This window comes from Streptomyces sp. NPDC045695, assembly GCF_056432025.1.
Genome location: NZ_JBWKJU010000010.1, coordinates 245,183 through 271,027 on the forward strand (window position 1 = coordinate 245,183; position 25,845 = coordinate 271,027).

The 25,845-nt window shown below is 74.2% G+C and carries 26 protein-coding genes and 1 tRNA gene; 15 read left to right on the forward strand and 12 right to left on the reverse strand.

What is annotated here, in order from left to right:
* Window positions 1–169 precede the first annotated feature (169 nt).
* From AC07DU_RS19820 to AC07DU_RS19830, 3 genes are read left to right on the forward strand one after another with little or no spacing between them, the layout of a single operon-like run.
* Entirely contained in the window at window positions 170–793 is a 624-nt protein-coding gene (locus tag AC07DU_RS19820; RefSeq protein ID WP_479112637.1) for an RNA polymerase sigma factor, read from the forward strand.
* On the forward strand, window positions 784–1,464 hold the full coding sequence (locus tag AC07DU_RS19825; protein WP_479112639.1) for a hypothetical protein: 681 nt from the start codon (window positions 784–786) through the stop codon (window positions 1,462–1,464). The genes AC07DU_RS19820 and AC07DU_RS19825 overlap by 10 nt, the downstream gene beginning before the upstream one ends.
* Window positions 1,461–1,826, forward strand: a complete 366-nt coding sequence (locus AC07DU_RS19830) for an Asp23/Gls24 family envelope stress response protein (RefSeq protein ID WP_479031998.1) — start codon at window positions 1,461–1,463, stop codon at window positions 1,824–1,826. Before AC07DU_RS19825 ends, AC07DU_RS19830 begins: the two co-directional genes overlap by 4 nt.
* A gap of 36 nt (window positions 1,827–1,862) precedes the next feature.
* Here the strand turns inward: AC07DU_RS19830 and AC07DU_RS19835 are convergent, their stop codons facing one another.
* The 5 genes from AC07DU_RS19835 to zapE form a co-directional block, all read right to left on the reverse strand.
* A complete protein-coding gene (locus AC07DU_RS19835) occupies window positions 1,863–2,789 on the reverse strand; it encodes a polysaccharide deacetylase family protein (RefSeq protein WP_479112641.1) in 927 nt (308 codons plus the stop codon).
* Between the two features lie 17 nt (window positions 2,790–2,806).
* A complete protein-coding gene (locus tag AC07DU_RS19840; protein WP_479112679.1) occupies window positions 2,807–3,649 on the reverse strand; it encodes a PPK2 family polyphosphate kinase in 843 nt (280 codons plus the stop codon).
* Window positions 3,650–3,856: 207 nt separating this feature from the next.
* Window positions 3,857–5,200, reverse strand: coding sequence for an alkaline phosphatase PhoX (locus AC07DU_RS19845; protein WP_479112643.1), 1,344 nt, complete (start codon window positions 5,198–5,200; stop codon window positions 3,857–3,859).
* A gap of 102 nt (window positions 5,201–5,302) precedes the next feature.
* Window positions 5,303–5,731: an OsmC family protein gene (locus AC07DU_RS19850; RefSeq protein WP_360896218.1), complete on the reverse strand. Its 429-nt coding sequence runs from the start codon at window positions 5,729–5,731 to the stop codon at window positions 5,303–5,305.
* 60 nt (window positions 5,732–5,791) lie between these two features.
* Window positions 5,792–6,847 carry a cell division protein ZapE gene (gene zapE, locus AC07DU_RS19855; RefSeq protein ID WP_392056552.1) on the reverse strand — a complete coding sequence of 352 codons (1,056 nt, stop codon included), beginning with the start codon at window positions 6,845–6,847 and terminating at the stop codon, window positions 5,792–5,794.
* 84 nt (window positions 6,848–6,931) lie between these two features.
* On the opposite strand from zapE, the gene AC07DU_RS19860 reads away from it, so the two are divergent.
* The 8 genes from AC07DU_RS19860 to AC07DU_RS19895 all read left to right on the forward strand — a co-directional run bounded on the left by AC07DU_RS19860 (window position 6,932) and on the right by AC07DU_RS19895 (window position 14,193).
* On the forward strand, window positions 6,932–7,714 hold the full coding sequence (locus tag AC07DU_RS19860; protein WP_360896212.1) for a pyrimidine reductase family protein: 783 nt from the start codon (window positions 6,932–6,934) through the stop codon (window positions 7,712–7,714).
* A gap of 149 nt (window positions 7,715–7,863) precedes the next feature.
* Window positions 7,864–8,331 (forward strand): indole-3-glycerol phosphate synthase, encoded by a 468-nt coding sequence (locus AC07DU_RS19865; protein ID WP_360896209.1) that lies wholly within the window; start codon window positions 7,864–7,866, stop codon window positions 8,329–8,331.
* 58 nt (window positions 8,332–8,389) lie between these two features.
* Window positions 8,390–9,787, forward strand: a complete 1,398-nt coding sequence (gene murC / locus AC07DU_RS19870; RefSeq protein ID WP_360896206.1) for a UDP-N-acetylmuramate--L-alanine ligase — start codon at window positions 8,390–8,392, stop codon at window positions 9,785–9,787.
* A gap of 14 nt (window positions 9,788–9,801) precedes the next feature.
* Complete coding sequence (gene msrB / locus AC07DU_RS19875; protein ID WP_479031985.1) at window positions 9,802–10,215, forward strand: peptide-methionine (R)-S-oxide reductase MsrB; 414 nt, start codon at window positions 9,802–9,804, stop codon at window positions 10,213–10,215.
* A gap of 217 nt (window positions 10,216–10,432) precedes the next feature.
* Window positions 10,433–12,823, forward strand: a complete 2,391-nt coding sequence (locus tag AC07DU_RS19880; RefSeq protein WP_479112645.1) for a sensor histidine kinase — start codon at window positions 10,433–10,435, stop codon at window positions 12,821–12,823.
* The gene (locus AC07DU_RS19885) at window positions 12,820–13,239 is read left to right on the forward strand and encodes a roadblock/LC7 domain-containing protein (protein ID WP_360896197.1); all 420 of its coding nucleotides are present in this window, start codon (window positions 12,820–12,822) and stop codon (window positions 13,237–13,239) included. The genes AC07DU_RS19880 and AC07DU_RS19885 overlap by 4 nt, the downstream gene beginning before the upstream one ends.
* Entirely contained in the window at window positions 13,239–13,607 is a 369-nt protein-coding gene (locus AC07DU_RS19890) for a DUF742 domain-containing protein (protein ID WP_360896194.1), read from the forward strand. The genes AC07DU_RS19885 and AC07DU_RS19890 overlap by 1 nt, the downstream gene beginning before the upstream one ends.
* Entirely contained in the window at window positions 13,594–14,193 is a 600-nt protein-coding gene (locus tag AC07DU_RS19895; protein ID WP_360896191.1) for a GTP-binding protein, read from the forward strand. The genes AC07DU_RS19890 and AC07DU_RS19895 overlap by 14 nt, the downstream gene beginning before the upstream one ends.
* On the opposite strand, the gene AC07DU_RS19900 is transcribed toward AC07DU_RS19895, so the two are convergent.
* The 5 genes from AC07DU_RS19900 to AC07DU_RS19920 are packed head-to-tail and all read right to left on the reverse strand — an operon-like array spanning window position 14,183 to window position 19,431.
* Entirely contained in the window at window positions 14,183–15,103 is a 921-nt protein-coding gene (locus AC07DU_RS19900; RefSeq protein WP_479112647.1) for an NAD-dependent epimerase/dehydratase family protein, read from the reverse strand. The genes AC07DU_RS19895 and AC07DU_RS19900 overlap by 11 nt on opposite strands.
* Window positions 15,100–16,194 carry a cytochrome P450 family protein gene (locus AC07DU_RS19905; RefSeq protein ID WP_479112649.1) on the reverse strand — a complete coding sequence of 365 codons (1,095 nt, stop codon included), beginning with the start codon at window positions 16,192–16,194 and terminating at the stop codon, window positions 15,100–15,102. The genes AC07DU_RS19900 and AC07DU_RS19905 overlap by 4 nt, the downstream gene beginning before the upstream one ends.
* Complete coding sequence (locus AC07DU_RS19910; protein WP_479112651.1) at window positions 16,191–17,672, reverse strand: AMP-binding protein; 1,482 nt, start codon at window positions 17,670–17,672, stop codon at window positions 16,191–16,193. The genes AC07DU_RS19905 and AC07DU_RS19910 overlap by 4 nt, the downstream gene beginning before the upstream one ends.
* Entirely contained in the window at window positions 17,672–18,403 is a 732-nt protein-coding gene (locus AC07DU_RS19915) for a glycosyltransferase family A protein (protein ID WP_360896366.1), read from the reverse strand. The genes AC07DU_RS19910 and AC07DU_RS19915 overlap by 1 nt, the downstream gene beginning before the upstream one ends.
* Before the next feature lie 5 nt (window positions 18,404–18,408).
* Window positions 18,409–19,431 (reverse strand): 3-oxoacyl-ACP synthase III family protein, encoded by a 1,023-nt coding sequence (locus AC07DU_RS19920; RefSeq protein WP_479112653.1) that lies wholly within the window; start codon window positions 19,429–19,431, stop codon window positions 18,409–18,411.
* Between the two features lie 300 nt (window positions 19,432–19,731).
* Here AC07DU_RS19920 and AC07DU_RS19925 point away from each other — a divergent pair, with 300 nt between their 5' ends.
* Both AC07DU_RS19925 and AC07DU_RS19930 read left to right on the forward strand, forming a co-directional pair.
* Window positions 19,732–21,792, forward strand: coding sequence for a phosphocholine-specific phospholipase C (locus tag AC07DU_RS19925; RefSeq protein WP_360896177.1), 2,061 nt, complete (start codon window positions 19,732–19,734; stop codon window positions 21,790–21,792).
* A 157-nt stretch (window positions 21,793–21,949) separates the two neighbouring features.
* Entirely contained in the window at window positions 21,950–22,726 is a 777-nt protein-coding gene (locus tag AC07DU_RS19930; protein ID WP_479112655.1) for an alpha/beta fold hydrolase, read from the forward strand.
* Between the two features lie 40 nt (window positions 22,727–22,766).
* Here the strand turns inward: AC07DU_RS19930 and AC07DU_RS19935 are convergent.
* Together AC07DU_RS19935 and AC07DU_RS19940 are read right to left on the reverse strand one after the other, a co-directional pair.
* Window positions 22,767–22,839: transfer RNA gene (locus tag AC07DU_RS19935), tRNA-His, on the reverse strand.
* Window positions 22,840–22,913: 74 nt separating this feature from the next.
* Window positions 22,914–23,747, reverse strand: coding sequence for a CTP synthase C-terminal region-related (seleno)protein (locus AC07DU_RS19940; RefSeq protein WP_479031962.1), 834 nt, complete (start codon window positions 23,745–23,747; stop codon window positions 22,914–22,916).
* 77 nt (window positions 23,748–23,824) lie between these two features.
* Here AC07DU_RS19940 and AC07DU_RS19945 point away from each other — a divergent pair, with 77 nt between their 5' ends.
* Both AC07DU_RS19945 and AC07DU_RS19950 read left to right on the forward strand, forming a co-directional pair.
* The gene (locus AC07DU_RS19945; RefSeq protein ID WP_360896363.1) at window positions 23,825–24,670 is read left to right on the forward strand and encodes a LysR family transcriptional regulator; all 846 of its coding nucleotides are present in this window, start codon (window positions 23,825–23,827) and stop codon (window positions 24,668–24,670) included.
* Window positions 24,667–25,806 (forward strand): M24 family metallopeptidase, encoded by a 1,140-nt coding sequence (locus tag AC07DU_RS19950; protein ID WP_479112657.1) that lies wholly within the window; start codon window positions 24,667–24,669, stop codon window positions 25,804–25,806. Before AC07DU_RS19945 ends, AC07DU_RS19950 begins: the two co-directional genes overlap by 4 nt.
* The last annotated feature ends 39 nt before the right edge of the window (window positions 25,807–25,845 follow it).

The window sequence follows — 25,845 nt, forward strand, 5'->3', positions numbered from 1 at the left end:
GATGTCCTTCGGGGGCGCCGGGCGGTGCCCCCGAAGGTTCAGACACTCCGCGGGCACATTCCTCACGCCGCTCACGGACGCACCTATGATCGAGGAGTACGTGCGAAGGCCGAGACGACGGTTTCCGACAGGAAGCGGGCGGCGGATGCGCGAGCGGACCGGGCCCCCCATGCCACCAGGCGCGGCACACCCGCGCCAGGACGCTCCGCGGTCGGCCGCCGATGTCCGGGCCGCCCCGGAACGGTCCAGCGGCGCTCTGCCGGACGAACTTCTGGCCGTACGGGCCGCAGAGGGGGACGACGACGCGTTCGCCGTCCTGGTACGCCGGCACAGCGGCCGGCTGACGGCCCTCGCGTACCATCTGCTGGGCAACCGCCCGGATGCCGAGGACGCCGTTCAGGACGCCTTCCTCAGCGCCTGGCGGCAGCTGCCCGAATTCCGCCACGGCGCCGGGTTCGGCACCTGGATGTACCGCATCGTCACCAACCGCTGTCTCAACGCACTGCGCCGGCGGCCTGCCGCGCTCCCCTTGGACGCCGTCCCGGAGCCCGTCGCCCCGGACGCGGGCAGCGCGCCGCCGCGCGTGGCCGAAACGGACGCCACGACGGCCGCCCTGACCCAGGCACTGGCAGAACTCACCCCCGAGCTGCGGGCCTGCTGGGTCCTGCGCGAACTGCACGGCCTGCACTACGACGAGATCGCCCAGGTGACGGGCAGCAGCGAAACAGCCGTGCGCGGCAGACTCTTTCGTGCAAGACGTGCTCTGACGGAGGCGATGCGCCCATGGCGCTAGACGACCCGCACCCCACCTCGGGCGGCGGCCCGACGCCCGCGAGCGCCCGCAGGGCGGACACCACGGCGCTCTCGGAAGCGGAGCTGCTCGCCGGCAGCGAACTGCTGCCCTGCGGCCGCCCCCTCCTCGACGCCTGGCGACAGGCCCGCAGCCCCGGCGCCGCGGCGCCGGACGCACACACCGGCGGCTGCCCCCACTGCCGACAGGCCGTCGAAGGGCTGCGCGCCCTCGACCAGGCCACCCGGTCCCTGCGCGCCGAGGAGCAACCGGACGGGCACGGCCTCGCCAACCGTGTCATCAACGCGGTGCGGGCCGAGGTACGGCTCGGCGCGTCGCTGCCGCTGGACGACCCCGACCACGACCTGCGCATCGCCGAAAGCGCCGCCGCGAAGGTCCTGCGCCGCGCCGCGGACACCGTGCCCGGCGTCCGCGCCGTCAGCTGCCGCCTGACCCCCACCTCCGACGACAGCGCCGTTCACGTCGTCATGACGCTGGCCACCACACTCGACCGCCCCTTGCGGGAGCGGGCCGCGCGCGTACGCCGAGCTGTCCTCCACGCCGCGCAGCACACGCTCGGCCTGGCCGTCACGGAGGTCGACCTGGACATCAGCTCCCTGCTCGATCCCCTCCACGCGCCCCGGGACGACGCGCCCGCAGCGACCGGGCGATGACCCCGGCCCCGGGCGCCGACGTCCGTGAAACCGCAGCCCGCGCCGCCTTCGGCGTTCCCGGCGTGGCGGCCCTCCAGCCCGTCCTCGCCGACCGCCTCGCCGCCGCGGCCTTCCGCGTACGGCACGGCGTGGGCGCCGCCCCCCGGCCCGCCGGACCCGGGATCCGGGTCGAACCCGTCTCGGGAAGTGGCTGGCACGTGGAAGTCCGGTGCGTCCTGCACGAGGGCGGCCGGGTGGTCGACGTCGCCCGCCAGGTGAGGGAACACGTGCGGGCCGCAGTCTCCACTCACCTGATCCGAGAGGGCTCACCGGGACCCGTCACCGTCCGGGTCACGGTCACCCGCATCCTCGCCGACGGATGAGGGGACAGGCCCCCCCGCCCCCGGCCGGGGGCCGGGTTACTTTCCGATGAGTTCGGAGACCTTCACGAAGCGGTAGCCGCGCTTGCGCAGTTCGGGGACGATCTTCTGGATCGCCTGCTCGGTGACGGGGGCGGCGCTGCGCGTGCAGTGCATGACCACCACCGAGCCGGGCTTCACGCCGGCGAGCACCTGCTCGGCCACCGCGCCCGGGTCCTTGGCGAAGGCGTCCCCGCTGACGACGTCCCACTGGACGGCCGTGACCTTGGCCGTGGACAGGGCGCGCAGCGCCTCGTCGTCGTAGCAGCCGCCGGGGAAGCGGAAGTACGGGACGGTGTTGACCGCGCCGGCCGTGCGGAAGGCCGCGAAGGCCCGGTCCACGTCCGCGCGGGCGGCGGCGGGGTCGAGCGCGGGCAGCCCGTAGCAGGGGGAGGTGAAGGCGTGGTGGCTGTACGAGTGGTTCGCGATCTCGAAGTTCGGGTCGGTGCCGATGGACTTCGCCTGGTCCGGGTACTCCTCCGCCCAGCGGCCCGTCATGAAGATCGTCGAGGGTACCTGGAGCCGGCGCAGGGTCGCGATCAGCTGCGGGTTGTCGAAGTGCTCCCCGCCCGCGGCCCGCGGTCCCTGGTCGGAGGTCATGTCGGCGTCGAAGGTCAGTGCGACGGTCTTGTCGCCCTGCTGCTTCGTCCGTTCGAACACCGGGGTCAGGCCGTTCGGTCCGGGCGCCATGGTGGGGGGCTTGCCGGGCGCACCGGCCTGCGGGGAGGCGGAGGCGGAGGTGGAGGCGGACACCGAAGGGGACGGTGAGGCTGCGGCGGCCGCGGGGGCGGACGCCGCCGGGGTGCCCGGACGGGCCTCGCGGCCGGCGTCCGAGGTGCCGGCGCCGCCGCCGCACCCGGCGAGGACGGCACTGAGGGCGGCGGTGAGAGCGGCCGCGACCGCAGCTTTGCGCACAGAAAGGGTCACGAACGCAAAATATATGACTATGTGGCAAGTAGTCGGCTACGGCACTCCTCGACATCGAAGTCGGCCGGCGGGTACTGCGGGCCCATGTCCTCCAAGTGCTCCAGCAGCAGCCTGCTGACGGCCCAGTCGCGGTACCACTTGCGGTCCGCGGGGACGATGAACCAGGGCGCGGCGTCGGTGGAGCAGCGCTCCAGCACCCGCTCGTACGCCTCCTGGTACGCGGGCCACGCGCCGCGCTCCTCGATGTCGCCCGGATCGAACTTCCAGTACTTGTCGGGGTTGTCCAGCCGGGCCAGGAGCCGCTCGCGCTGCTCCTCGTAGCTGATGTGCAGGAACACCTTGATCACGGTCACGCCCTCCTGCGCGAGGGACTCCTCGAACCGGTTGATCTGGGTGTACCGGTGGGCCAGCTCCCTGCGCGGCGCCAGCTCGCGGACGCGGCCGATGAGGACGTCCTCGTAGTGGGAGCGGTCGAAGATGCCGATCTCACCCGGCTGGGGGAGGGCCCTCCTGATCCGCCAGAGGAAGGAGTGCTTCCGCTCCTCGGGGGTGGGCGCCTTGAACGCCTTGACGCGGCACCCGGAGGGATTGAAGGGGCCCATCACGTGCTTGACCGTGCCGCCCTTGCCGCTGGTGTCCATGCCCTGAAGGACGAGCAGGAGACGGCGGCGGTCACCGGCGGTGCTGGCCGCGTAGAGCCGCTCCTGGAGCGAGGCGAGCCGGGGCGCCATCGCGGCGGTGGCCGTGCGCCCGGCGGCCTTGTCCCGGGGGCCGGCGGGGGTCGCCGCCGCGTCCATCCGCCCGAGGTCCGGGCGCTCGCCGGCCGGGACCCGCAACAGCTCGCGCAGCGGCCTGCCCACGGCCGTGCCCTGGTCCTGGCCCGCGGCCCGGTCCGCCGCGGGGGGTCGTGCCGAAGTCCGCTTCCCGGCCACGTGCTGCCCCCTCTCGTCGGTTCCCGAGACGCCCCCGGGACCATTCCCGCCTTCCGTGCGCCCGCCTACCCGCCTACCCGCCTTCCCGCGTTCCCGACGATCACACAGGGCCACAAGGGCCACAGGGTCGCGGGGTCAGTGCCAGGGTCCCGTCACCGCGAACGTCGTCCCGGGGGCGTACGCGTTCACAAACATCGTCCGCCCGTCCGGCGAGAACGTGACCCCGGCGAACTCCCCGAACTCCGGCGCGCCCGGCTGCCCGATGTCCTGCGCGCCGCGCGCCACCGGATAGACCTCGCCGTCCACGGTCACGCCGAAGACGTACTGGGCCCCGCCGCCGTCCTCGCACACCATCAGGCCGCCGTCCGGGGCGAGGCAGATGTTGTCGGGGGAGTCCCCGGGCAGCCGCACGTCGGCGGCCGGGCCGAAGACGACGTCGAGCCGCAGCCGCCCGCTGCGCGGGTCGTAGAACCACACCTGCCCGTGGTGGTCGGCCCCGGCGCCCTCGCCGCGGCGGGCGAAGCTGGAGACGAAGTGGACCCCGCCGTCGCCCCAGTAGCAGCCCTCCAGCTTCTGCGCGTGGGTGATCCCGCCGGGCCCGAAGTCCTGGTGCCGGATCGGGGTCCCGGCCGCCGCGGGGTCCGGTACGGGGACCCACTCGGCCGGGAACTGCGCCCCCGGCTCGTCCACCACCGACAGGTCCGCCAGACCGGGCACCCGCAGGGCCTCCAGCCGGCCCCCCGCCCGCAGCGAGCCGCGCCCCCCGAGGGGCCGCTGCGGCAGGAACCGGTAGAACAGCCCGAACGGGTGGACGAAGGCGTCCTCGGTCTCGTAGACGACCCCGCGGTACGGGTCCACGGCGACCGCCTCGTGCGCGAAGCGGCCCATCGCGGTGAGCGGGACCGCGCCGCAGCGGTGCGGGTCGGCGGGATCCACCTCGAAGACGTAGCCGTGGTCGCGGGTGTATCCCGAGGTGCCGGCCCGGTCCTCGGTCTCCTCGCAGCTCAGCCAGGTGTCCCACGGGGTACGGCCGCCCGCGCAGTTGACGGCGGTGCCGGCGAGGGCGACCCGCTCACCGGTGACGGAGCCCGCCGGGTCGAGCTCCAGGGCGGTGCAGCCGCCCAGGGCCCCGGGGTCGTAGGTCAGCCCCGCCACGGCGGGCACCCGCAGCGCGGCGGTGGGGCGGTTCTCGTGGTTGCGCACCAGCCGTACGCGGCCGCCGCCGGCGTCGAAGGCGGCCATGCCGTCGCAGTGGTCGGGGACGGGGCCCTCGCCGGAGCGCAGCGGGTCTCCCGCCCGGGAGAGCACCCGGTAGGAGAAACCTTCGGGCAGATCGAGCAGTCCGCGCGGATCGGGCAGCAGCGGGCCGTATCCCCGCCTCGGCCGGGCGGCGCGGGAGTCCGTGGGGAAGAGGGCGCCGAGCGCCCCGCTGAAGGCGATCGTGCCGGCTGCGAGCAGGCTGCGTCGGGTGACGGACATCGGCAACTCCCCGCGACGGAACAGGAGATGTACGAGATGTACCGGCCCGTGGTACCACGCGGCGCGCTCCGGCGGGGCGTGCCCCGCCGGAGCCGCACGCGATCAGACGAGCTTGGCGCTCAGGGTGATGGTCGTGCCCGTCAGGGCCTGGCTGACCGGGCAGTTCTTCTTGGCGTCCTCGGCCGCGGCGGTGAAGGCGTCGGCGTCCAGGCCGGGCACCTCGCCCTCGGTGGTGAGGTGGACGCCGGTGATGCCCTTGCCCGGTACGAAGGTGACGGCGGCCGAGGTGGTCAGCTTGACCGGCGGGTTGCCCGCCTTCGCCAGTACGTTCGAGAAGGCCATGTTGAAGCAGCTGGAGTGCGCGGCGGCGATGAGCTCCTCCGGGCTGGTCCGCCCGTTCGCCGCCTCGTCGGTGCGCGCGGGCCAGGAGACCGCGTAGCTGCCGAGACCGGACGAGTCAAGGGTGACTTCGCCCTTGCCCTCGAACAGGTCGCCTTCCCAGACGGCGTGTGCGTTGCGTGTGGCGGCCATGGTGGATCCCTTCGTAGAAGTGGGAACGGCCGGCCCCGCGAGGGGCCGGCGTCCCCAAACCTACTGGGACACCAGGGGTTTCGCGTCGCGTGCCAGCGCGGTGAGCCGCGAGATGGCGCGGAAGTACTTCTTGCGGTAGCCGCCGTTCAGCATCTCCTCGCTGAACAGCCGGTCGAAGGGGACTCCCGAGGCGAGCACCGGGATCTCGCGGTCGTACAGCCGGTCGGCCAGCACCACCAGCCGCAGCGCCGTTGACTGGTCCGGCACCGGGCCGACGTCGGTCAGGCAGACCGCCGAGATCCCGTCGGTCAGCGCGCCGTAGCGGCTCGGGTGCACCCGGGCCAGGTGTTCCAGCAGACCGGGGAAGTCGTCCAGGCTCGCGCCCTCGGTCGCGTACGCGGCCTTGGTGACCTGCTCGTCGGAGAACGGCGCCGGAGCCTCGGGCAGGCCGCGGTGGCGGTAGTCCTGGCCGTCGATGCGCAGCGGCCGGAAGTGCGCCGAGAGCCCTTGGATCTCCCGCAGGAAGTCGGCGGCGGCGAAGCGGCCCTCGCCGAGCTTGCCGGGCAGCGTGTTGGAGGTGGCGGCCAGCGCCACGCCCTGCTCGACCAGGCGGCTGAGCAGCGAGGACACCAGTACGGTGTCGCCCGGGTCGTCCAGCTCGAACTCGTCGATGCACAGCAGCCGGTGCCCGCCCAGGGTCGCCACGGTCTGCTGGAAGCCGAGCGCGCCGACCAGGTTCGTCAGCTCCACGAAGGTGCCGAAGGCCTTGAGCGCGGGCTCGGCCGGGGTGGCGTGCCACAGGGAGGCGAGCAGGTGGGTCTTGCCGACGCCGTAGCCGCCGTCGAGGTAGACCCCGCGCGGGCCGGCGGGGGCCGCCGGCTTCTTGGAGAACCAGCGCTTCTTGCCCGCGCCGCTCGCGTGCGCCCCGCCGAGCCCGGCGGCGAAGCCGCTCAGCACGGTGACGGCCTCGCGCTGGCTCGGCTGGGTGGGGTCCGGGTCGTACGTGTCGAAGCGCACCGAGTCGAACCGCGGCGGCGGCACCATCTCGGCCACCAGCCGTTCGGCGGGCACTCGCGGCTCGCGCGCACACAGGGCCTGCGGGCCCGCGTCGGCTATCGGAGGCCGCCCGGTGGTGTGACCAGAGGTGGAGAGTGATGTTGACACAGCTCTTAACTCTACGGGGCGTGGCACACTGCACCGATGCGACGCCTGTTCCCTGTGACCGATCAGACATCAGCCCCGTCCCAGGACCCCGCCGACCGGGAGTGGTCGCTGGACGAGATCGCGGAGGCCTACGCCTACCCCCCGCTCGGGGCCGACGGGCACTGGCTGCGGGCCAACATGGTGTCCACCCTGGACGGGGCCGCCCAGCACGACGGCCGCTCGCAGCCCATCTCCGGCGAGACCGACATGCGGATCTTCGGCACCCTGCGGGCGCTGGCCGACGTGGTGGTCGTCGGCGCGGAAACGGTTCGTCAGGAGGGCTACCGCCCGGCCCGCGCCCGGGAGGCCTTCGCGGCGCGCCGCGAGGCCGCCGGACAGGGCCCGGCCCCGGCCATCGCCGTGGTCACCGCCAGCCTGGACCTGGACTTCTCCCTCCCCCTCTTCACCTCCCCGCTGGTGCCGACCCTGGTGGTCACCGGGGCCGCCGCGCCCGCAGGGCGGGTGGCCGAGGCCCTCAAGGCCGGCGTCGAGGTCGTGGTGGCGGGCGAGGGCACGGCCGTGGACACGGCCCGGGCCGTGCGGGAGCTCGCCGCCCGGGGGCTGCGCCGCCAGCTCACCGAGGGCGGGCCCCGGCTGCTGGGCCAGATCGTGGCCGCCGACGCCCTGGACGAGCTGTGCCTGACGATCTCCCCGATGCTCACGGCGGGTGACGCCCAGCGGATCGCCGGCGGCCCCTCCGTCACGGTTCCGCACCGGCTCGCGCCCGCCTGCGTACTGGAAGAGGCCGGGTTCCTCTTCACGAGCTACCGTCGGATCTGAAAAGAAGCGGAATTTCTCGTTCCGCTCAGCTTCCATCGGGCACGAACCTGGGCACACATAACTGCGCAACGTCCCGCGCCACAGCGGGGCGGAATGGTTTCCGCAGGGGGCCGGCCAGCCGGCCTCGGCCCATGAAGGAGAGGGCGTCCGTGTTCACGAGCGTATTGATGATCGAGCAGCCCCTGACCGCGGTGGACGTGGACTTCGTCACCACCCTGCACGGGGACGACCAGGTCTCGTTCGTCGTCCTCATGCAGCCCCGGGGCGACCAGGACCGACTGCTGCGCGCCATCGACGACGTAGCGCTCGGTGAACTGCCCGAGGCCATCCGCGAGGCCGACGAGCCCGAGGGGGAGGCGGCCCTCGGCCCCGCGGCGCACGCCCTCGCGCACTCCCTGAACGCCCTGCGCCAGAAGGGCGCCAGCGCCACCGGGCAGATCGTCGAGCACCACCCGCTCGACAAGCTGAAGGCGGTCGTGGAGGAGACCGGCGCCGACGAGGTGATCGTTCTGACCGCTCCGCACTTCGTGGAGGAGTTCTTCCACCGGGACTGGGCCTCCCGGGCGCGCCACAAGGTCGGCGTTCCCGTGCTCAAGCTCTTCGCCCACAACGAATAGGCTTGGGGCGTCAGAGCCCGAAAGCACCACCGCCACCCACGATCCTGGAGCGACCTGAATGAAGCCCGGCCTGCCGACCGCCATGGAACGGCCCCACTTCATCGGCATCGGCGGCGCCGGGATGTCCGGCATCGCGAAGATCCTGGCCCAGCGCGGCGCACGGGTCGCCGGCAGCGACACCCGTGGTGACTCCGAGACCGCCCAGGCGCTGCGCGCCCACGGCGCCACGGTCCACGGCGGGCACGCGGCCGGCAACCTCGCCGCCGACTCCACCTGCGTGGTCGTCTCCAGTGCCATCCGCGCCGACAACCCCGAGCTGGCCCGCGCGGCCGAGCTCGGCATCCCCGTCGTGCACCGCTCCGACGCCCTCGCCGCCCTGATGGACGGGCTGCGCCCGATCGCCGTCGCCGGTACGCACGGCAAGACCACCACCACCTCGATGCTGGCGGTGTCCCTCTCGGCCCTGGGCCTGGACCCCTCGTACGCCATCGGCGGCGACCTGGACGCCCCCGGCTCCAACGCCCACCACGGCGAGGGCGACGTCTTCGTGGCCGAGGCGGACGAAAGCGACCGCACCTTCCACAAGTACAGCCCGCAGGTCGCGATCATCCTCAACGCGGAGCTCGACCACCACGCGAACTACGCGTCGATCGAGGAGATCTACGAGTCCTTCGAGACCTTCGTCGGCAAGGTCGTGCCCGGCGGCACCCTGGTCGTCGCCCACGGCCAGGAGGGCGCGGCCGAGATCGCCCGCCGCGTCGCCGGCCGTGAGGGCCTCAACGTCGTCACCTACGGCGAGGAGCCCGAGGCCGACGTCCGGATCACGAAGATCACCCCGCGCGGGCTGACCAGCGAGGTCACGGTCGTCCTGGACGGGCGGATGCTCACCTTCACCGTCTCGGTGCCCGGCCGCCACTACGCGCACAACGCCGTCGCGGCCCTCGCCGCCGGTGTGGCCCTCGGCATCCCGGCGCACAACCTCGCCTCCGCGCTCGGCAAGTACACCGGCGTCAAGCGCCGCCTCCAGCTCAAGGGCGAGGCCGCGGGCGTCCAGGTCATCGACTCCTACGCGCACCACCCCACCGAGATGACCGCCGACCTGGAGGCCATCCGCGGAGCCGCCGGGGACGAGCGGATCCTGGTCGTCTTCCAGCCGCACCTCTTCTCCCGCACCCAGGAGCTGGGCAAGGAGATGGGCCAGGCGCTGGCCCTCGCCGACGCCTCCGTGGTCTTGGACGTCTACCCGGCACGCGAGGACCCGATCCCGGGCGTCACCAGCGAGCTCATCATCGCCGCCGCCCGCGCGGCCGGAGCCGACGTCACCGCCGAGCACTCCAAGGAAGCCGTCGCCGACGTCATCGCGGGAATGGCCAAGCCCGGTGATCTCGTTCTCACCATGGGGGCGGGCGACGTCACGGATCTGGGACCGCAGATCCTCGCCCGCCTGTCGAACTGAGGGAGCGGGACGTCATGGCGTACGAGGTCGAGAAGACGGACGAGCAGTGGCAGGCGGAGCTGACCCCGTCCGAGTACCAGGTGCTGCGCCTCGCCGGCACGGAGCCCGCCTTCCGCGGTGAGTACACGGACACCAAGACGGAGGGCGTCTACTCCTGCCGGGGCTGCGGGGCCGAGCTGTTCCGCTCCTCGGAGAAGTTCGAGTCGCACTGCGGCTGGCCGTCCTTCTTCGACCCGAAGGACACCGACGCGGTCGAGCTGATCGCCGACACCTCGCACGGCATGGTCCGCACCGAGGTCCGCTGCGCGACGTGCGGCTCCCACCTGGGCCACGTCTTCGAGGGCGAGGGCTACCCCACGCCCACGGACCAGCGGTACTGCATCAACTCGATCTCGCTGCGCCTGACCCCGGCCTCCGACGAGGGCTGACCCCGCGCACCGTCGGGCCCTTCCCACCCGGGCCGGTGGGGAGGGCCCGTTCTGGTGTCGGGGACGTGTCGGGGACGTCGCGGTTCGATTCCGATCAGGTCTCTCGCCTGTTCCGGTCCGCCGCCAATAGCACGCTTTGATCGCGGAAGACACCTATCTGTTTCCTCGTCATGGCTGGTTATGATCGGCCCCCGGCCATCCCCGTCCCCGAGGTCCGATGTCTCCCATAGAACCCGAAGACGCAGCAGGGCAGTCGACGACCCGTCGGCGGCGCACCGTACGCCTGCGCACCCTGCTCATCTGGCTGGCCGTGCTTCCCACCGTGGCGATGGGCGCCCAAGTGGCCGTCACCGCGGGGCGGTTGCTGGAGCAGTCGAACCACCTGCGGGCCGATGTCGCGGCCGCCGAACGGATCGGCGCACCGCTCTACACGCTCATGGTCGACATGCAGGCCGAGCGGACGGCGACCGCCGCGCGGTGGGCGGGCACCGCGGGGGCCGAGGACGAGCTGCGCATCCGCCGGGAGGCCGCGGACCGGGCCGCGGCCGAATTCCGCCGGCTGGCGGGTGATGCGCACGCCTCCTTCGGTGAGGTGAACCGGTGGCTCGACGGCCTGGCCGCCTACCGCCAGCGCGCGGACGCCCGTACCGGAGGCGCCGACAGCACCCTCGCCTACTACACCGGGGTGATCGGCGCGGTCATCCAGGTGTACCAGCAGGAGTTCAGCCACGCGCAGGACGCCGAACTGGTCCAGGAGACCCGGCCCGTGGTGTCCATGCTCTCCGCCACCGAGATGCTGGCGCGCGAGGACACGCTCCTGGCCCTGGCCGGACCGGCCAGGGAACTGGACACCGCCGGGTTCGACCAGTTCGTCAGTGCCATGGGAGCCCACCGGCACCTGTACCAGACCTGGGTCGTGCCCTATCTGTCCGACGGGGACCGGCGCTTCTACGAGCGGATCGTCGCCTCCCCGGACTGGCAGAAGAAGACGCACATCGAGAACGCGGTCATCTCCGGGCACACGGACACCGCGTCCGGCGTCAAGCTGCCCGCCGAGGTCACGGGCTGGCGGTCCGCGCACGCCAACTTCTCGGTGCAGATGGCCACGCTCAACGTCGACCGTGCGCGGAAGGTGCTCACGCGCGGCGATGCCAAGGCCGCGGAGCTGGAGACCGAGGTCGCCTGGCTCGTCGGGGGAAGCAGCGGCGGCCTGCTCATCGTGGTGATCGTCGTCGTGTTCACCACGCGGTCGGTGCTCCGCCGCCTGGACGACCTGCACGAACGGACGGTGACCGTCGCCGAGGAGACCCTGCCCGACGTCGTCTCCCGGCTGCAGCGCGGCCAGTCCGTCGACGCCGGGGTGCTGCCGGCGGTGCGCGGGGACCGGGACGAGGTCGGCCGCATCAGCGACGCGTTCGCCCGGGCCGTGGCCGTGTCCGTCGACGGGCACCGCCAGCTCGCGGCCGAGCGCCACGGGTTCGGCCTGTTCGCCTCGGGCATCGCCTCGCGCACCGGAAACCTGGTCAGCCGCCAGCTGAGCCTCACCGAGGACATCCAGGACGCCTTCGGCCACGACGAGGCGCTGCTCGCCCAGCTGATGCGGTCCGACCAGCTGACGGTGGGCATGCGGCGGCAGATCGAGAACCTCCTCATCCTGGCGGGCGGCGAGGTCCCCGACCCGCACACCGAGCCCATGCGCATCGCCGACCTGCTGCGCGAAGCCGCCGCGGAGGTCGAGGACTTCCGGCGCATCGAGCGGCAGGCCCTGGACGAGACCAGCGTGGAACCGCGGGTGATCAGCCAGGTCAGCCACCTGCTCGCCGAGCTGCTGGACAACGCCACCCGCTTCTCCCCGCCGCGCTCGAAGGTGGTCATCCGCGCCGAAGTGGTCGCGGACGGGCTGTCGGTGGAGATCGAGGACCGCGGGCCACGCGTGAGCGCCGAGCGGTACGAGGAGATGAACGGGCGCCTGCACCAAGCCCCGCCGTACTCCGTCCTGGCGCAGAACGCGCACCGGCTCGGGCTCTTCGTGGTCGGCCACCTCGCCGACCAGCTCGGGGCGACGGTCACCCTGCGCCGCTCGGTGTACGGAGGGACCTCCGCCGTGGTGATCATCCCCGGGGAGCTGCTGGTGGCGACCGAAGGGGACGCACCGCGCGATCCCGCGCCCGCGGCCCCGACCCCGGCCCCGGCAGCGCCCCCGGTGCCCGCGCCGACCGCCGCCCCGGACGCGTGCGAGGAACGGGCGCCCGAGCTGGTCCTGCACACGGCCGCCGGGCTGCCGAGCCGCCGTCCGACGGCGCCCGCGGCCCAGCCCGCGCCCCCCGAGCCCGCGCCCGAGCCCGTGCCCGAGCCCGCGCCCGAGCCCGCGCCCGAGCCCGCGCCCGAGCCCGCCGTCCGGCCGGCCCCGGCGGACGGTCCCACGCGACCGGCCCTCCCCGAGCGCGTGCCGCAGACCCACATCGCCGAACAGCTGCGCGCCCCCCGCGTACCGCAGGCCGCCGTCCGGCCGGACACGGAGACACCCGAAGAGGTGGCCGACGCCTGGGCGGACTACGAACACGGGACCCAGACAGTGGAAGAAGAGCTCCGACGGGATCAGCCATGACTACTTCACCGAACACCGCGGCATCCAACGACATGATCTACAGCGTGCTGGACAACAACCTGAGCAGGATCGCCGGCATCCAGGGAGCGGTGCTCCTGTCCAACGACGGCATCAAACTCAGCGCCTACCTGCTGGACGAGCCCCAGGCCGAGCGGATGGCGGCCGCCGCCTCCGGCATCGCGGCCACGATGAAGGCGATATCCCGGGAGATCGACGGCGGCCGCGTCATCCGCCAGCTGGTCGAGATGGACGACCGGTACCTCTGCATCGTCGGATGCGGCGAGGGCAGCACGCTCATCGTGGTGACCTCCCGCAAGGCGCGGCTCGGGGAGCTCGGCGGCGAGGCCGTACGGACCGCCCAGGCGCTCGGCGAGTGGCTGGGCACCCCCGAGCGCGCCCAGGTGCCGAACGCCTGATGCCGCAGGACGAGCCCCAGCCCGCGAGCGGCCGCCGGACACGGCTGTACGCCCTGACCGACGGGCGTACGGCCGTGCCGCACACCGTCCTCACCATGGACACCACGATCACGGCGGCGGTCGCCGCGGACGCCGACGCCGGACTGCCCACCGAGTGGCAGGACGTCCTCGCCCTGTGCGCGCCGCCGGGCGGCCGTGCGGTCGCCGAGATAGCGGCGCGGATGAACATCCGTCTCACCCCGATGACGCTGCTCCTCGGCGAACTCGCCGACCGCGGGCTGGTCCACCACCGGCCGCCCCTGGAGGGCGCCGAGACCACCAACGTCCACCTGCTCATGAGAATCAGGGACAACCTTGCCCGGATATGACACGCCCGCCCCCCAGGAACCGGCCCCGGTCAAGATCCTCGTCGCCGGCGGATTCGGAGTCGGCAAGACGACCCTGGTGGAGACGATCTCCGAGATCGAGCCGCTGCGTACGGAGGAGAGGCTGACGGCGGCGGGGGTCGGCGTCGACGACCTCGACGGCATCGAGTCCAAGACGGTCACCACCGTGGCGATGGACTTCGGCCGGATCACCCTCACCGACGCCGGAGTCGTCCTCTACCTGTTCGGCACGCCGGGCCAGGAACGCTTCTGGTTCATGTGGGACGACCTGCTGTCCGGGGCGCTCGGGGCGATCGTCCTGGTCGACACGCGGCGCCTGGACCGCAGCTTCCCGGCCGTCGACTTCTTCGAGAGCCGCGGACTGCCCTTCGTGGTCGCGGCGAACTGCTTCCACGGCGAACAGCCGTACACCGCGCAGGAGATCGGTGCGGCCCTGCACCTGCGCGATCCGAACACGCCCGTCCTCATGCTCGACGCCCGCTCCCGCACGGACGTCCGCGCCTCCCTCCTCGCGCTCCTGGACCTGCTCATCGTGCGGTCCGGGGTCCCGGCGGCCGTCAGCGGCTGACCCCCGGGCCGGCCGCGGCCACCGACGCCAGGTAGTCCGCCAGGTTCCGGCCCGGACTCCAGCCCCGCGACCGGGCCCGGGTGAGGTCCAGGACCACCGGGCGGGCCAGCTGGTCCACCGCGTAGCGGCTGAGGGCCGGTTCGCCCCTCGCCGCGGCCTGCGCGACGCGGGCCGCCGCCCGGGCCACGCCCAGCGGCAGGTGGCGGATCCGGGCCCGCACGCCGTGGGCCCGCAGGACCGCGCGGACCGCGTCGTCACGGGCGTACGGCTCGGCATCGGCGATGTTGTACGCCCCCGGAGCCCATCCCGGGGCCAGCAGACACGCCTCGGTCAGGTTCTCCACCGCCGTCAGGCTCAGGCGCACGTCCGGGCCCGGCAGCAGCAGGGTCCCGGCCCGGACCCGGGAGAGCAGCCGGGGCAGCAACTGGGTGTCACCGGGGCCGTAGACGGCCCGGGGCCGCAGCACCACCGCCCCCGCGGCCAAGGCCAGGGCCTCGCCCGCCGCCTTGGTCCGCCCGTAGGCGTTGAGGTGGCCGGCGCGGGGATGGTCCTCGCCGACCAGGCTCCGGTCGAGGCGCGGGTCGTAGACGCTGGCGCTGCTCACCCAGACCACGGGCCGCCCGCCGGCGGCCGCGAACAGCCGCCGGGTGCCGTCCACGTTGACCTCGCGCATGTGTGCCTCCGCCGGTGAGCCGGGCGCCGGATCACCGACCGCCGCCGCGCAGTGCACGACCACGTCCGCCCCGGCGAGATCCGGCTCCCCGTACGCGGCGTCCCAGAAGCGGTGTTCCCCCACCGGGCCGGGCCTGCGGCCCAGGCAGACCACCTCCGCCCCGCGCGCGGCGGCCGCCCGGGCCACGTGCCCGCCGCAGAAACCGCTCGCCCCGGTCACCGCGACCCGGGCCCTCACGAGCCCGCCCGGACGGTCAGGGAACGCCAGCCGGGCAGCGCCGCCCCCCGGTCCACGCGGGCCCGCGTCACCACCGGCCGGTGCGGGGCCAGCGCCGCCAGCACGTCGGCCAGCTGGACGCGGGCCAGCCGGGCCCCCGGGCACGCGTGCGGCCCGGCCCCGAACACCAGCCCGGCCGCGGCCGGGCCGGCGGGCCGGGCGGCGTCCGGGTCGCGCCGGTGCGCCTGCGCCGCATGCCGGGCGACCAGCAGCAGCCGCTCGCCGCCGCGCACCGGACAGCCGCCGACCGCGCCGTCCGCCGCGGCCACCCGCGGCAGCAGCGGCGAGGCCGCGGTGACCCGCAGCAGCTCCTCGGCCAGCGCCGGCCGCAGCGCCCCGTCCGCCGCCTGCCCCCACAGACCCGCGTCGGCGCACCAGGCCACGGCCCGGGGGAGCGCGGCGACGGTGGTGTTGACCGCGGCCACCGCCACCATCGCGGCCCGCGCCTCCTCGGCCGGGCCCAGGAGCCGCCGCAGCCGGTCGGCCGCCCGGGCCGCGGCCGCCTCGGCGCGCGGCCGGCGCGGCCCGGGCAGGTGACTGCGTACGGAGGCGGCCGCGGCCTCGGCGGCGGCCCGCGCCACGTCCCGCGGATCGGCGGCGCAGCCCAGCAGTTCGCACACCACCGACCCGGCGAGCTCGCGCGCCAGGTCGACGAGGTCGACCTCGCCGTCCCGCGACAGCGGCGCCAGGCGGCGTACGAGCAACGGCTGCCAGCCCGCCCGCAGCTGCTCCACCCCGGCCGCGCCGAGCCCGCCCGCCAGGTCCCGCCGGTCCGCCCGGTGCCCGCCGCCCTCCTGGTCGAACAGCACGCCCCCGCCGCCGCGCAGGGCGGAGCGCGCGGCGGCGCCCGTCGTACCGGCCGCCGTCCGGTCGAGCGGCAGCCGCGTCAGCGCCTCCCGGTAGGCGTCCGCCCCGTGGACCAGCAGCGTGCCGCCGAGGCGGCGCACGGGCCGCCCGCGGGTGGCGGCGAGCAGCCCGAACAGCAGGGGATGGCTGCCCAGATAGACCCGGCGGTCGCGGCGGCGCGCCCGTGCGTGGGACCCGGCGGTCATGCCGGCACCCCCAGGCGCCGCGCCGCGAGGGCGGCGGTCGCCGCGCGGTCCGGCTTGCGCGAGCGCCCCGACAGCGGGATCCGCGCGAGGAGCACCTCGTCCGGGCGAGCCGTGCCCATCCGCCCGACCGGCTCGGCCAGAGCGGCGCGCAGGGCCGGTTCGTCCGCGCCGCGCTGCGGCTGTACGACGGCCACCAGCCGTTCGTCGCCGTCGCCCGCGGGAATCCCGACGAGCACGGCCAACTCCACCCCGGGCACGTGCAGGGCGGGCTCGTACAGCCCCGGGTAGATGTTCTCCGCCCGGCGCAGCACCATGTCCTTGCACCTGCCGCCCAGCACGATGCGGCCGGCGCCGTCCAGGCGCGCCCGGTCGCCCGTACGCACCCACGGGTCGGGCTCCTCGCCCAGGTAGCGGTGGCGGGCCGCGGCCCCGGCCAGCAGCAGCTGGCCGTCCGCGTCGGTCCGGGCGCGCACACCGGGCAGCGGGGCGCCGACCAGGTCGCCCGCGCCGTCGAAGGCCGACTTCTCCCGCGCCTCGACCGCGGCGGCCGGGAACAGCTCGGTGAGCGCGTACACCCCCCAGGCCTCGGCCGCGCCCGCGGTCCGCACGCGCTCCAGCAGCCCGGCGCCGGCCGGGGCCGAGCCCGTCCACACCCGGCCGTGGAAGCGGGCACCCGCGGCCAGGGCGTCCCGCAGCCGCGGCGGGGTCAGATAGGTGTCCTGGGGCCGCAGCCGGTCCAACTGCCTGGCCAGCACGCGCGGGTGGCCGGCCGGGAGGGCGACGGGCGCGCCCCGCGTCAGCGAGGGCACCAGCACGAAGAAGGTGCCGCCGAGCACGGGCCGGTCCCCGCTGGCGTCGAAGAGGGAGGAGACCGTCGCCATCCCGGCCGACAGGCTCGCCCGGGTGTGCACGACGGCGCGCGGCCGCGAGGTGGTCCCGGAGGTGAACACGATCACCGCGTCGGCGTCACCGTCCACCTCGGCGCGGGCGGGCACGCCGAGCCGCGGCGCCGCCAGGTCCAGCGCCGGGGCGCAGCCCGGCAGCCGCGGCCCGACCGTGGCCACCGGACCCAGCTCGGCCAGGTCCGGCAGCGCGAGCCGGGCCCGGCGGGCCAGCGGCCGCGCCCAGCCCGCCACCGCCTGCGCGGCCGCGTCGGCCAGCACCAGCGAGGGCCGGGCCAGCGCGAGGCGGGCCCGCAGGACGTCGGGCCCCGCGCCCGGGTCCAGGACGGCCCCGCGCAGCCCGAGCCGCCACAGGGCGAGCAGCACGGCCAGCGCCCGGGGCCCGGGGCGCACCGCGACGCCGACGGTGTCCCCGGCGCGCAACCCGCGCGCGTGCAGCGCGGCCGCGAAGGCGTCGGCCAGCTCGGCGAGTTCGCCGCGGGTGGCGCGTACCCGGGTGGCGCCGGTGGCGGTGGCGGCCAGGACGGCGGGCCGCTCGGGACGGCTGCGCAGGGCGTGGTCGAGTCGGTCGAGCATCAGCGGGGGTCCGTTCCGTGGCGGCCGCTGCCCTGGTCGAGGTACCAGCGGGCGGTGCCGGCGAGCCCGTAGGCCCGCAGGCGCCGCGTGGAGTTCTCCACGACCATCGCCGGGCAGTGCGCGATCCGGTCGGTGTGGCGGCGTACGGCGTTGAGGAAGAGCCGGTCGGTCGGCGAGGGACGCCGGGGCATGCCGCCGACGGCCAGGTACAGCTCGGCGGTGATCGCCATGTTGTTCCCGGCGTGCATGCGGTAGGGGGCCCGGTAGCCGCCCCGCCGTGAGTGCGCCGGCCGCAGCCGCCCGAAGAGCGCGGCGAGCGCCACGAGCAGCCGGAAACCGGCCCGGCCGAGCGGGCCGTGTTCGTCGCGGCGGGCCACGATCCGCCCGCAGACCAGTCCGGGACTGTGCGTGAGCGCGGCCCGCGCGGCGCCCGTCCAGCCGGGCCCTGGAAGGCAGTCGGCGTCGGTGCGGGCGAGAAGGGCCGCGCCCCGGCCGATCGCGTACCGGAAGCCGGTGTCCACGGCGGAGCCGACGCCCTTCTCCGGCTCCTCGATCACTTCCACCGGGAAGGGCGCAGCCGCCGCGAACTCCCGGGCGATCGCCCCGGTCCGGTCCGTCGAGGCGTTGTCGACGACCAACAGGGTGAAGTCGGCGTCCCGTTGGGCCGCGAGGGCCCGCAGCGTGTCCGCGAGCCGGGCCTCCTCCTCGTGCGCGGGCACCACTACCCACATCCGGCTCACGACTTCTCCCAGACCATCGTCATGATGCTGATGCCGCCGCCCAGACCGACGAACAACACCTTTTCCCCCGGCTCCAGTTCGTCGAACACCCGGTCCAGCTGGACGCCGATGCTCGCGCTCGCGACGTTGCCGAGCTCGGGCACGGTCACCACCAGCTTCTCCGCCGGCACCCCCGTCAGCTCCGCGAACCGCTCCAGGTACGGCACCGTCACCTGGTGCACCAGCACCCTGGCGAAGCCGTCCCAGTCCATCCCCGTGCGGTGCAGCGTCCGGTCGATGACGGCGGTGCCCACCTTCTCGAAGACGCCCCGCAGCTCGTGGCCGTCGCCGCGGAAGTAGGTGTACGCGTCCCCGCGCGGGTGCCGGGACCCGCCGCCCGGGATGCCCCCGACCTCCCAGTGCTCCGAGTGGGTCTCGGTGTCCACGTCGAGGATCCCGCCGCGCTCCACGGCCTCCACGACGACGGCCGCCCCCGCGTCGCCGAAGGTGTAGCCGGCGAAGCCGCTGCGGAACTCCGCCAGGTCGGCGGGCGTGCGCCGCACGGCCCGGCTCGGCGTCTCGCCGGTGACCACCAGGGCCCGCCGCGCCCGCCCGGCGAGGATCATGGAGCGGGCCAGGTCGATCCCGTTGACGAAGCTGTTGCAGGCGTTCGTGACGTCCAGGGCGTGGGCCCGCGAGCCCAGCCGCTCCTGCACGATGTGCGCGGTGGCGGGCTCGACCATGTCCCGGGAGGCGGAGGCGAAGACCAGCAGGTCGAGGTCGAGCGGGCCGAGCCCGGCGCGGGCCAGGGCCCGGCGGGCGGCGCCCACGGCCAGCGTGGAGGCGTACACCCCCTCGGCGGCGACGCGGCGGGAGACGATTCCGGTCGCCTGCGTCAGCAGTCTCGGCGGCAGCGTCAGACCACTGCCGCGCGTCACCTCCCGCTGAAGGGCGTCCGAGGACAGCGCGTCGTCGGGCAACAGGCTGCCGACGGCGGTTATCCCGGCGCGCGGCCGCGGTTCACTTGGCTGAAAGGACATGCCCACACGATGACAAGCCGCCACCTTGCGGGCATGAGTACGGATGCTCAGATGGGCGCACGGGCCGGATGAGTACCCCGACCGGCCCCCCTGACCTCGAAGGAGCGTGCCGACAGGGGCTGTTGTGCGGTGAGTGGTTCGCCTACCGTCTTCGCCAGACGCGTGGGCCGTGGAGGAGCGACCTTTCGTTCTCCGGCTGTACGGCCAGGTGTCGGACAAGGATCTCCGTCCGGTCCCCCGGGACCGCTGTCCTTGGGGCGCCCCCTCGCCTCCCCCCTCACCCGCAGAGGTCGTCACGCCATGGCAGAACTCAACCGTCGCAGGTTCCTGCAGATAGCCGGCGGCACGGCCGCCCTCACGATGCTGAACGACAGCATCGCGCGGGCCGCCGCCATCCCGGCGCAGGGCACCACCGGAACGATCCAGGACATCGAGCACATCGTGGTCCTCATGCAGGAGAACCGCTCCTTCGACCACTACTTCGGCGCGATGAAGGGCGTCCGGGGCTTCGGCGACCCGCGGCCGGTCATCCAGGACAACGGCAAGCCGGTCTTCTACCAGTCCAACGGGACCAAGGACGTCCTGCCCTTCAACCCGCAGGTCCAGGACCTCGGGATGCAGTTCCTGGAGGGCCTGGACCACGACTGGGCCGGCGGCCACCAGGCCTACAACAACGGCAAGTACGACAAGTGGGTGCCGGCCAAGACCGCCACGACCATGTCGTACATGACCCGCAAGGACATCCCCTTCCACTACGCCCTCGCCGACGCCTTCACCGTGTGCGACGCCTACCACTGCTCCTTCATCGGCGCCACCGACCCCAACCGCTACTACATGTGGACGGGTTACACGGGCAACGACGGCGTGGGCGGCGGCCCGGTCCTCGGCAACCAGGAGGCCGGCTACGGCTGGAAGACGTACCCCGAGCGACTGGAGAGCGCCGGGGTCTCGTGGAAGGTCTACCAGGACGTCGGCGACGGCCTGAACGCGGCCGGGCACTGGGGCTGGATCAACGACGCCTTCCGCGGCAACTACGGCGACAACTCGCTGCTGTACTTCAACAACTACCGCAACGCCCAGCCCGGCAGCGCCCTGTACGAGAAGGCGCGCACCGGCACCGACGTCAAGGCCGGGGAGGGCTACTTCGACCGGCTGCGCGCGGACGTGGTGAACGGCTCCCTGCCGCAGGTGTCCTGGATCGCCGCCCCCGAGGCCTTCAGCGAGCACTCGAACTGGCCGACGAACTTCGGCGCCTGGTACATCTCGCAGGTCCTGGACGCGCTGACGGCGAACCCGGCGGTGTGGGCGAAGACCGCCCTGTTCCTCACCTACGACGAGAACGACGGCTTCTTCGACCACGTGGTGCCGCCGTACCCGCCGGCCTCCTCGGCGTGGGGCCTGTCCACGGCGAGCGTCACCGGCGACCTCTACAACGGGGGCGCCGGCTACGCGGCCGGACCCTACGGGCTCGGCCCGCGCGTCCCGATGATCGTCGTCTCCCCGTGGAGCAAGGGCGGCTACGTCTGCTCCGAGACCTTCGACCACACCTCGGTGATCCGCTTCATGGAGAAGCGCTTCGGGGTGCAGGAGCCCAACATCTCGCCGTGGCGCCGCGCCGTGTGCGGCGACCTCACCTCGGCGTTCGACTTCACCCGGGCCGACGCCGTGCCCGCCGCGCTGCCGTCCACGGCCGGGTACGTCCCGCCGGACAAGGAGCGCCACCCCTCCTACCACCCGACCCCGCCGGCGACCGGCACGCTGCCGAAGCAGGAGGCGGGCTCCAAGCCGACCCGCGCGCTGGGCTACCAGCCGTACGTGGACGGCAGGGCCACCACCTCCACGGGCAAGTTCACCCTGACCTTCGCGTCGGGTCCCGCCCTCGGCGCCCACTTCCACAGCACCTCGGGCAACCGCACCGACGGCCCCTGGCCGTACACGGTCGAGGCGGGCAAGACCCTCTCGGACACCTGGTCGACCAGCAGCTCCACCGGCAACCAGATCAACCTGACGGTGTGGGGCCCCAACGGCTTCCTGCGCACCTGGAAGGGCCCGGCGAAGAAGGCCGGCCCCGAGGTCACGGCCCGCCACGACGCGGCCACCGGAAACCTCAGGCTGACCCTGACCAACTCCGGCTCCACCGCGGTCAACCTCACGGTGACCAACTCCTACGGCGGTGCGACCCAGACCCTGCGGGTCGCGGCGGGCGGTACGGCCGCGTACACGGCGGACCTGGCCGCCACGGGCCGCTGGTACGACGTGAAGGTCGTCTCCGACGCGGACAGCACCTTCCTGCGCCGCTTCGCGGGCCACGTCGAGACGGGAGCGCCGGGCGTCTCCGACCCGGCGATCAGGACCGTCTGACCTGCTCTCCCGCCGCGCTCGGCAGCCGTCGCTCCGAGGGCCGCGAGGTCCGCGGGGCGGTGGCCGCGGGCGCGGTGGGCGGCAGGTGTGACCGCCGGGCCGGCGGGCAGAACGTACGGCGTCGGTTGCACCGCCCCCCGTCACCGAGGGAGAACGCATGGCCATCGCCCACCGCCGGATCGGCACCGGACCCGTCCGCGTCATCGTCCTGCACGACTGGTTCGGCACCACCGCCAACTGGGGCTCCGTGCTCGACTACTTGGACCCCGAGGGGTTCTCGTACGCCTTCCTCGACTACCGCGGCTACGGCGAGCGCCGTGACGTCCCCGGCCGCCACAGCCTGCCCGAGATCGCCGACGACGTCCTCGAACTCGCCGATCAGCTCGGCTGGGACACCTTCTCCCTGCTCGGCCACTCCATGGGCGGCAAGGCGGCCCAGCAGGTCCTCGTCCGGGCCCCCGAGCGGATCGAGAAGCTCGTCGGGATCAACCCGGTCCCCGCCGGGCCCTACGCGATGGACGACGCGACCCACGCCCTCTTCTACGGCGCCGCGCAGGACCCCGGCAAGCGCCGGACCATCCTCGACCTGGTCACCGGCCACCGGGCGAGCCGCTACTGGCTGGAGCGCATGGTCGCCCACTCCCTGGAGGCCTCCCGCCCCGAGGCCTTCGCCGCCTACCTCGAGAGCTGGCAGGCGCTCGACCTGTCCCCGGCGGTGAAGGGCAACACCGTCCCGGTGCTGGTCCTCGTCGGGGAGTACGACCTCGCGCTCACCGCCGACGTGATGCGCGCCACCTGGCAGGTCTGGTACCCGCACTGCCGGATCCACACCCTCCCCGGCGCCGGCCACTACCCGCCGCACGAGACCCCGGTGGCCCTCGCGACCGAGGTCGAGGCCTTCCTGCGCGCGTCGGAACCCCGGAAACGCCCGTGAGGGGTACGAGGAAACCTCGTACCCCTCACGGGATCAACAGGGTGAGTGACGGGACTTGAACCCGCGGCCACCTGGACCACAACCAGGTGCTCTACCAACTGAGCTACACCCACCACGAAGGGCGGCGGACCGCCCGTTCGATGTGCAAGCACAGCATAGCCGATCAGAAGGGTGGTCCCGCGACGCGTTATCCGGCGGACCGGCTGCCGGCGAAGGTGGCGGCGAGGGCGGCGGCGAACCGGTCGCCGGAGCCCTCCGTGCGCCGGGTGGCGCGTGCGACGGCCGCCACGGCGAGGGCCCGGACGATCGGGTGCGGCCGCGTCCCGTCCCCGTGCAGCTCGGGCTGGAACAGCGTGGCCAGGAAGAAGGGGTGCCCCGGCAGCTCCGCGATGCGCACCTGCCCGTCCTCGTCGTGCCCCGACAGGCGCAGGCCGTGCGCGGTGAGGGCCGGCAGGTGGCGGGGCGCGGGCCCGTAGTTGCAGTGGTAGCGCTCCATCGACCGCTCGGCGCCGAGCGCGGACTCGGCGAGCGAGCCGGGCTCGGCCCGTACGAGGCCCTCGTGCCCGACGAGCGAGCAGGCGAGCGGAGCGATCAGCAGGTCCTGGGCCCCGGGGTCGTTCTCGGCGTGCGCGGCCCCGGTCAGCCCGCAGACCGTCCGGGCGTACTCCAGCAGGGCGTGCTGGAAGCCGCCGCAGGTGCCGAGGAAGGGGATGCCCTCCTCGCGGGCCACCCGGATCGCGGCCAGCGCCCCCGCCTCGCTGGCGTACGGGCTTCCGGGCAGCACCCACACCGCGTCGAAGCGGGCCAGGGTGCCGGCGGCGGCCTGCGCCGTGGCGTCGGCGGTGGGGATCCAGTAGGCGTCGAGGACGAGCCCGTCGCGGGAGGCCAGGGCGTCGAGGAGGAGCGGGACGCGGGTGTGGGACTTCACGTGCGGGGAGCGGTCGCCGACGAGGGCGATCCTCGCGATCCTCGCGGCCGGTGTGGTGAAGCTGCTGGCTGGAGTGGGTGCGGCGGTGGTCATGGAGATCATCCTGGGGGCGCGCCCGCCTTCAGCGCCAACGATTGTCCCTGCACCTTCGATAAGTGATCCTGATGCCCATGGATCCGCACCTGCTCCGCACCTTCGTCGCCGTCGCCAGGCTCTCCTCCTTCTCCGCGGCCGCGCGCGAGCTCGGTTACACCCAGTCCGCCGTCTCCCAGCACATCGCCGCCCTCGAAGGGGACCTGCGCACGGAGCTGCTCACCCGCCGGCCCGTCGCGCCGACCCCGGCCGGCGCACGGCTGCTCGAACACGCCGGGCCGCTGCTGCTGCGGCTCGACGCCGCCCGCGCCGACGTGCTGCGGCTGGCCGCCGCGCCGCCCGGCCGGGTCACGCTCGCCGCCTCCCCGCTGGCCGTCGGCCCCGCGCTGCTCGCCGCGCTGCCGCCCACCGGGGTCACCCTGCGGGTGCTGCCCGCGACCGAGGTGCCCGCCGCCGTCGCCACCGGCGGCTGCGACCTCGGCCTCGTCGACGGTCCGGCCGCGCCCAGCGATCCGCTGCGGCTGCCCGACGTGGCCCCGCTGACCGTGACGGGCGTGGCGCAGGAGGAGCTGGCCGTCCTGCTGCCCGCCGGGCACCCCTTCGCCGGGCGGGCCGCCGTCCGGCTGGACGACCTCGCCGACGCGCGCTGGCTCGACGCCCCCGGCGTGGGGCTGCCGCTCACCGCCGCCCGTGCCTCCGTGCGCTACGAGGGCACCGATCTGCTGGCGCTGTGCGCCCTCGCCACCGCCGGGCACGGCCTCGTCCTGCTGCCGCGCCGGGTGGCCGACGCCGCCGGAGCGGGGGTCGCCGTCCCGGTGTCCGCGCCGCGCCTGGTGCACCGTACGGAGCTCCTCTCGCCGGGCCGTCCGACCGGCGCGGCCGCCGCCCTCGCCGCACGGCTCACGGCAGGATCGCCGGTATGACACGTGACGCCACATCTGAAGGCCCGGCCCCCTTCACCGCCGACGACTACGCCGCCCGGATGACCGAGGCCGCGCGGAGCGCCGCCGACGCGGGCCTGGCCGGGCTGCTGATCGCCCCCGGACCGGACCTCACGCACCTCACCGGTTACCGGCCCACCGCCGAGACCGAGCGGCTCACCCTGCTCGTGCTGGCCGCCCGGCAGGACCCGGTGCTCGTCGTGCCCGCGCTGGAGGCGGCGGACGCGGCCAAGGCCGCCGGCGCCGCCGCGCTCACCCTGCGGGACTGGGCCGACGGCGAGAACCCGTACGGCGTGACCGCGCCCCTGCTCGACGCCGCTGGGCGCTTCGGGGTGAGTGACAACACCTGGGCCCTGCATCTGCTGAGGCTCCAGCGGGAGTTGCCGGCCACCTCGTACGCGCCGCTCACCGACTGCCTGCCCATGCTCCGTGCGGTCAAGGACGCGCGCGAACTGGAGCGCCTGGCCGCGGCGGGAGAGGCCGCCGACGCCGCGTACGCGCAGATCCTCCACGTGCCCTTCGCCGGCCGCCGGGAGACCGACGTCGCCGAGGACCTGGCCGGGCTGCTGCGGGCGCACGGCCACTCCCAGGTCGACTTCACCGTCGTGGGCTCCGGCCCCAACGGAGCCGATCCGCACCACGAGGCCGGCGAGCGGGTCATCCGGCACGGCGACATGGTCGTCCTCGACTTCGGCGGCCTGAGGTACGGCTACGGTTCCGACATCTCCCGCACCGTGCACGTCGGGGAGCCCAGCGCCGAGGAACAGCGCGTCCACGACATCGTCCGCGAGGCCCAGCAGGCCGGCGTGGCGGCGGTACGGCCGGGCGTCGCCTGCCAGGAGGTGGACCGCGCGGCCCGTGCGGTGATCACCGAGTTCGGCTACGGCGACCGCTTCATCCACCGCACCGGCCACGGCATCGGGGTCACCACCCACGAGCCGCCGTACATGATCGAGGGCGAGGAGCAGCCCCTCATCCCCGGCATGTGCTTCTCCGTGGAGCCGGGCATCTACCTGCCCGGCCGCTTCGGCGTCCGGATCGAGGACATCGTGACGGTCACGGAGGACGGCGGGCGCCGCCTCAACAACGCCCCGCGCGAGCTCGCGATCGTCGAATAGCGTGGGTAGGCGGCGCAGGCGTCGCAGGCGTCATGGGCG

Coding starts and splice junctions, on each gene's coding strand:
- AC07DU_RS19845 (WP_479112643.1), bottom strand. CDS start 5,200: ATGTCCGTCACCCGACGCAGCCTGCTCGCAGCCGGCACGATCGCCTTC.
- murC (WP_360896206.1), top strand. CDS start 8,390: ATGAAGCCCGGCCTGCCGACCGCCATGGAACGGCCCCACTTCATCGGC.
- AC07DU_RS19930 (WP_479112655.1), top strand. CDS start 21,950: ATGGCCATCGCCCACCGCCGGATCGGCACCGGACCCGTCCGCGTCATC.
- AC07DU_RS19850 (WP_360896218.1), bottom strand. CDS start 5,731: ATGGCCGCCACACGCAACGCACACGCCGTCTGGGAAGGCGACCTGTTC.
- AC07DU_RS19950 (WP_479112657.1), top strand. CDS start 24,667: ATGACACGTGACGCCACATCTGAAGGCCCGGCCCCCTTCACCGCCGAC.
- AC07DU_RS19925 (WP_360896177.1), top strand. CDS start 19,732: ATGGCAGAACTCAACCGTCGCAGGTTCCTGCAGATAGCCGGCGGCACG.
- AC07DU_RS19915 (WP_360896366.1), bottom strand. CDS start 18,403: ATGTGGGTAGTGGTGCCCGCGCACGAGGAGGAGGCCCGGCTCGCGGAC.
- AC07DU_RS19880 (WP_479112645.1), top strand. CDS start 10,433: ATGTCTCCCATAGAACCCGAAGACGCAGCAGGGCAGTCGACGACCCGT.
- msrB (WP_479031985.1), top strand. CDS start 9,802: ATGGCGTACGAGGTCGAGAAGACGGACGAGCAGTGGCAGGCGGAGCTG.
- AC07DU_RS19830 (WP_479031998.1), top strand. CDS start 1,461: ATGACCCCGGCCCCGGGCGCCGACGTCCGTGAAACCGCAGCCCGCGCC.
- AC07DU_RS19825 (WP_479112639.1), top strand. CDS start 784: ATGGCGCTAGACGACCCGCACCCCACCTCGGGCGGCGGCCCGACGCCC.
- AC07DU_RS19820 (WP_479112637.1), top strand. CDS start 170: ATGCCACCAGGCGCGGCACACCCGCGCCAGGACGCTCCGCGGTCGGCC.
- AC07DU_RS19890 (WP_360896194.1), top strand. CDS start 13,239: ATGCCGCAGGACGAGCCCCAGCCCGCGAGCGGCCGCCGGACACGGCTG.
- AC07DU_RS19945 (WP_360896363.1), top strand. CDS start 23,825: ATGGATCCGCACCTGCTCCGCACCTTCGTCGCCGTCGCCAGGCTCTCC.
- AC07DU_RS19940 (WP_479031962.1), bottom strand. CDS start 23,747: ATGACCACCGCCGCACCCACTCCAGCCAGCAGCTTCACCACACCGGCC.
- AC07DU_RS19885 (WP_360896197.1), top strand. CDS start 12,820: ATGACTACTTCACCGAACACCGCGGCATCCAACGACATGATCTACAGC.
- AC07DU_RS19910 (WP_479112651.1), bottom strand. CDS start 17,672: ATGCTCGACCGACTCGACCACGCCCTGCGCAGCCGTCCCGAGCGGCCC.
- AC07DU_RS19860 (WP_360896212.1), top strand. CDS start 6,932: ATGCGACGCCTGTTCCCTGTGACCGATCAGACATCAGCCCCGTCCCAG.
- AC07DU_RS19905 (WP_479112649.1), bottom strand. CDS start 16,194: ATGACCGCCGGGTCCCACGCACGGGCGCGCCGCCGCGACCGCCGGGTC.
- AC07DU_RS19920 (WP_479112653.1), bottom strand. CDS start 19,431: ATGTCCTTTCAGCCAAGTGAACCGCGGCCGCGCGCCGGGATAACCGCC.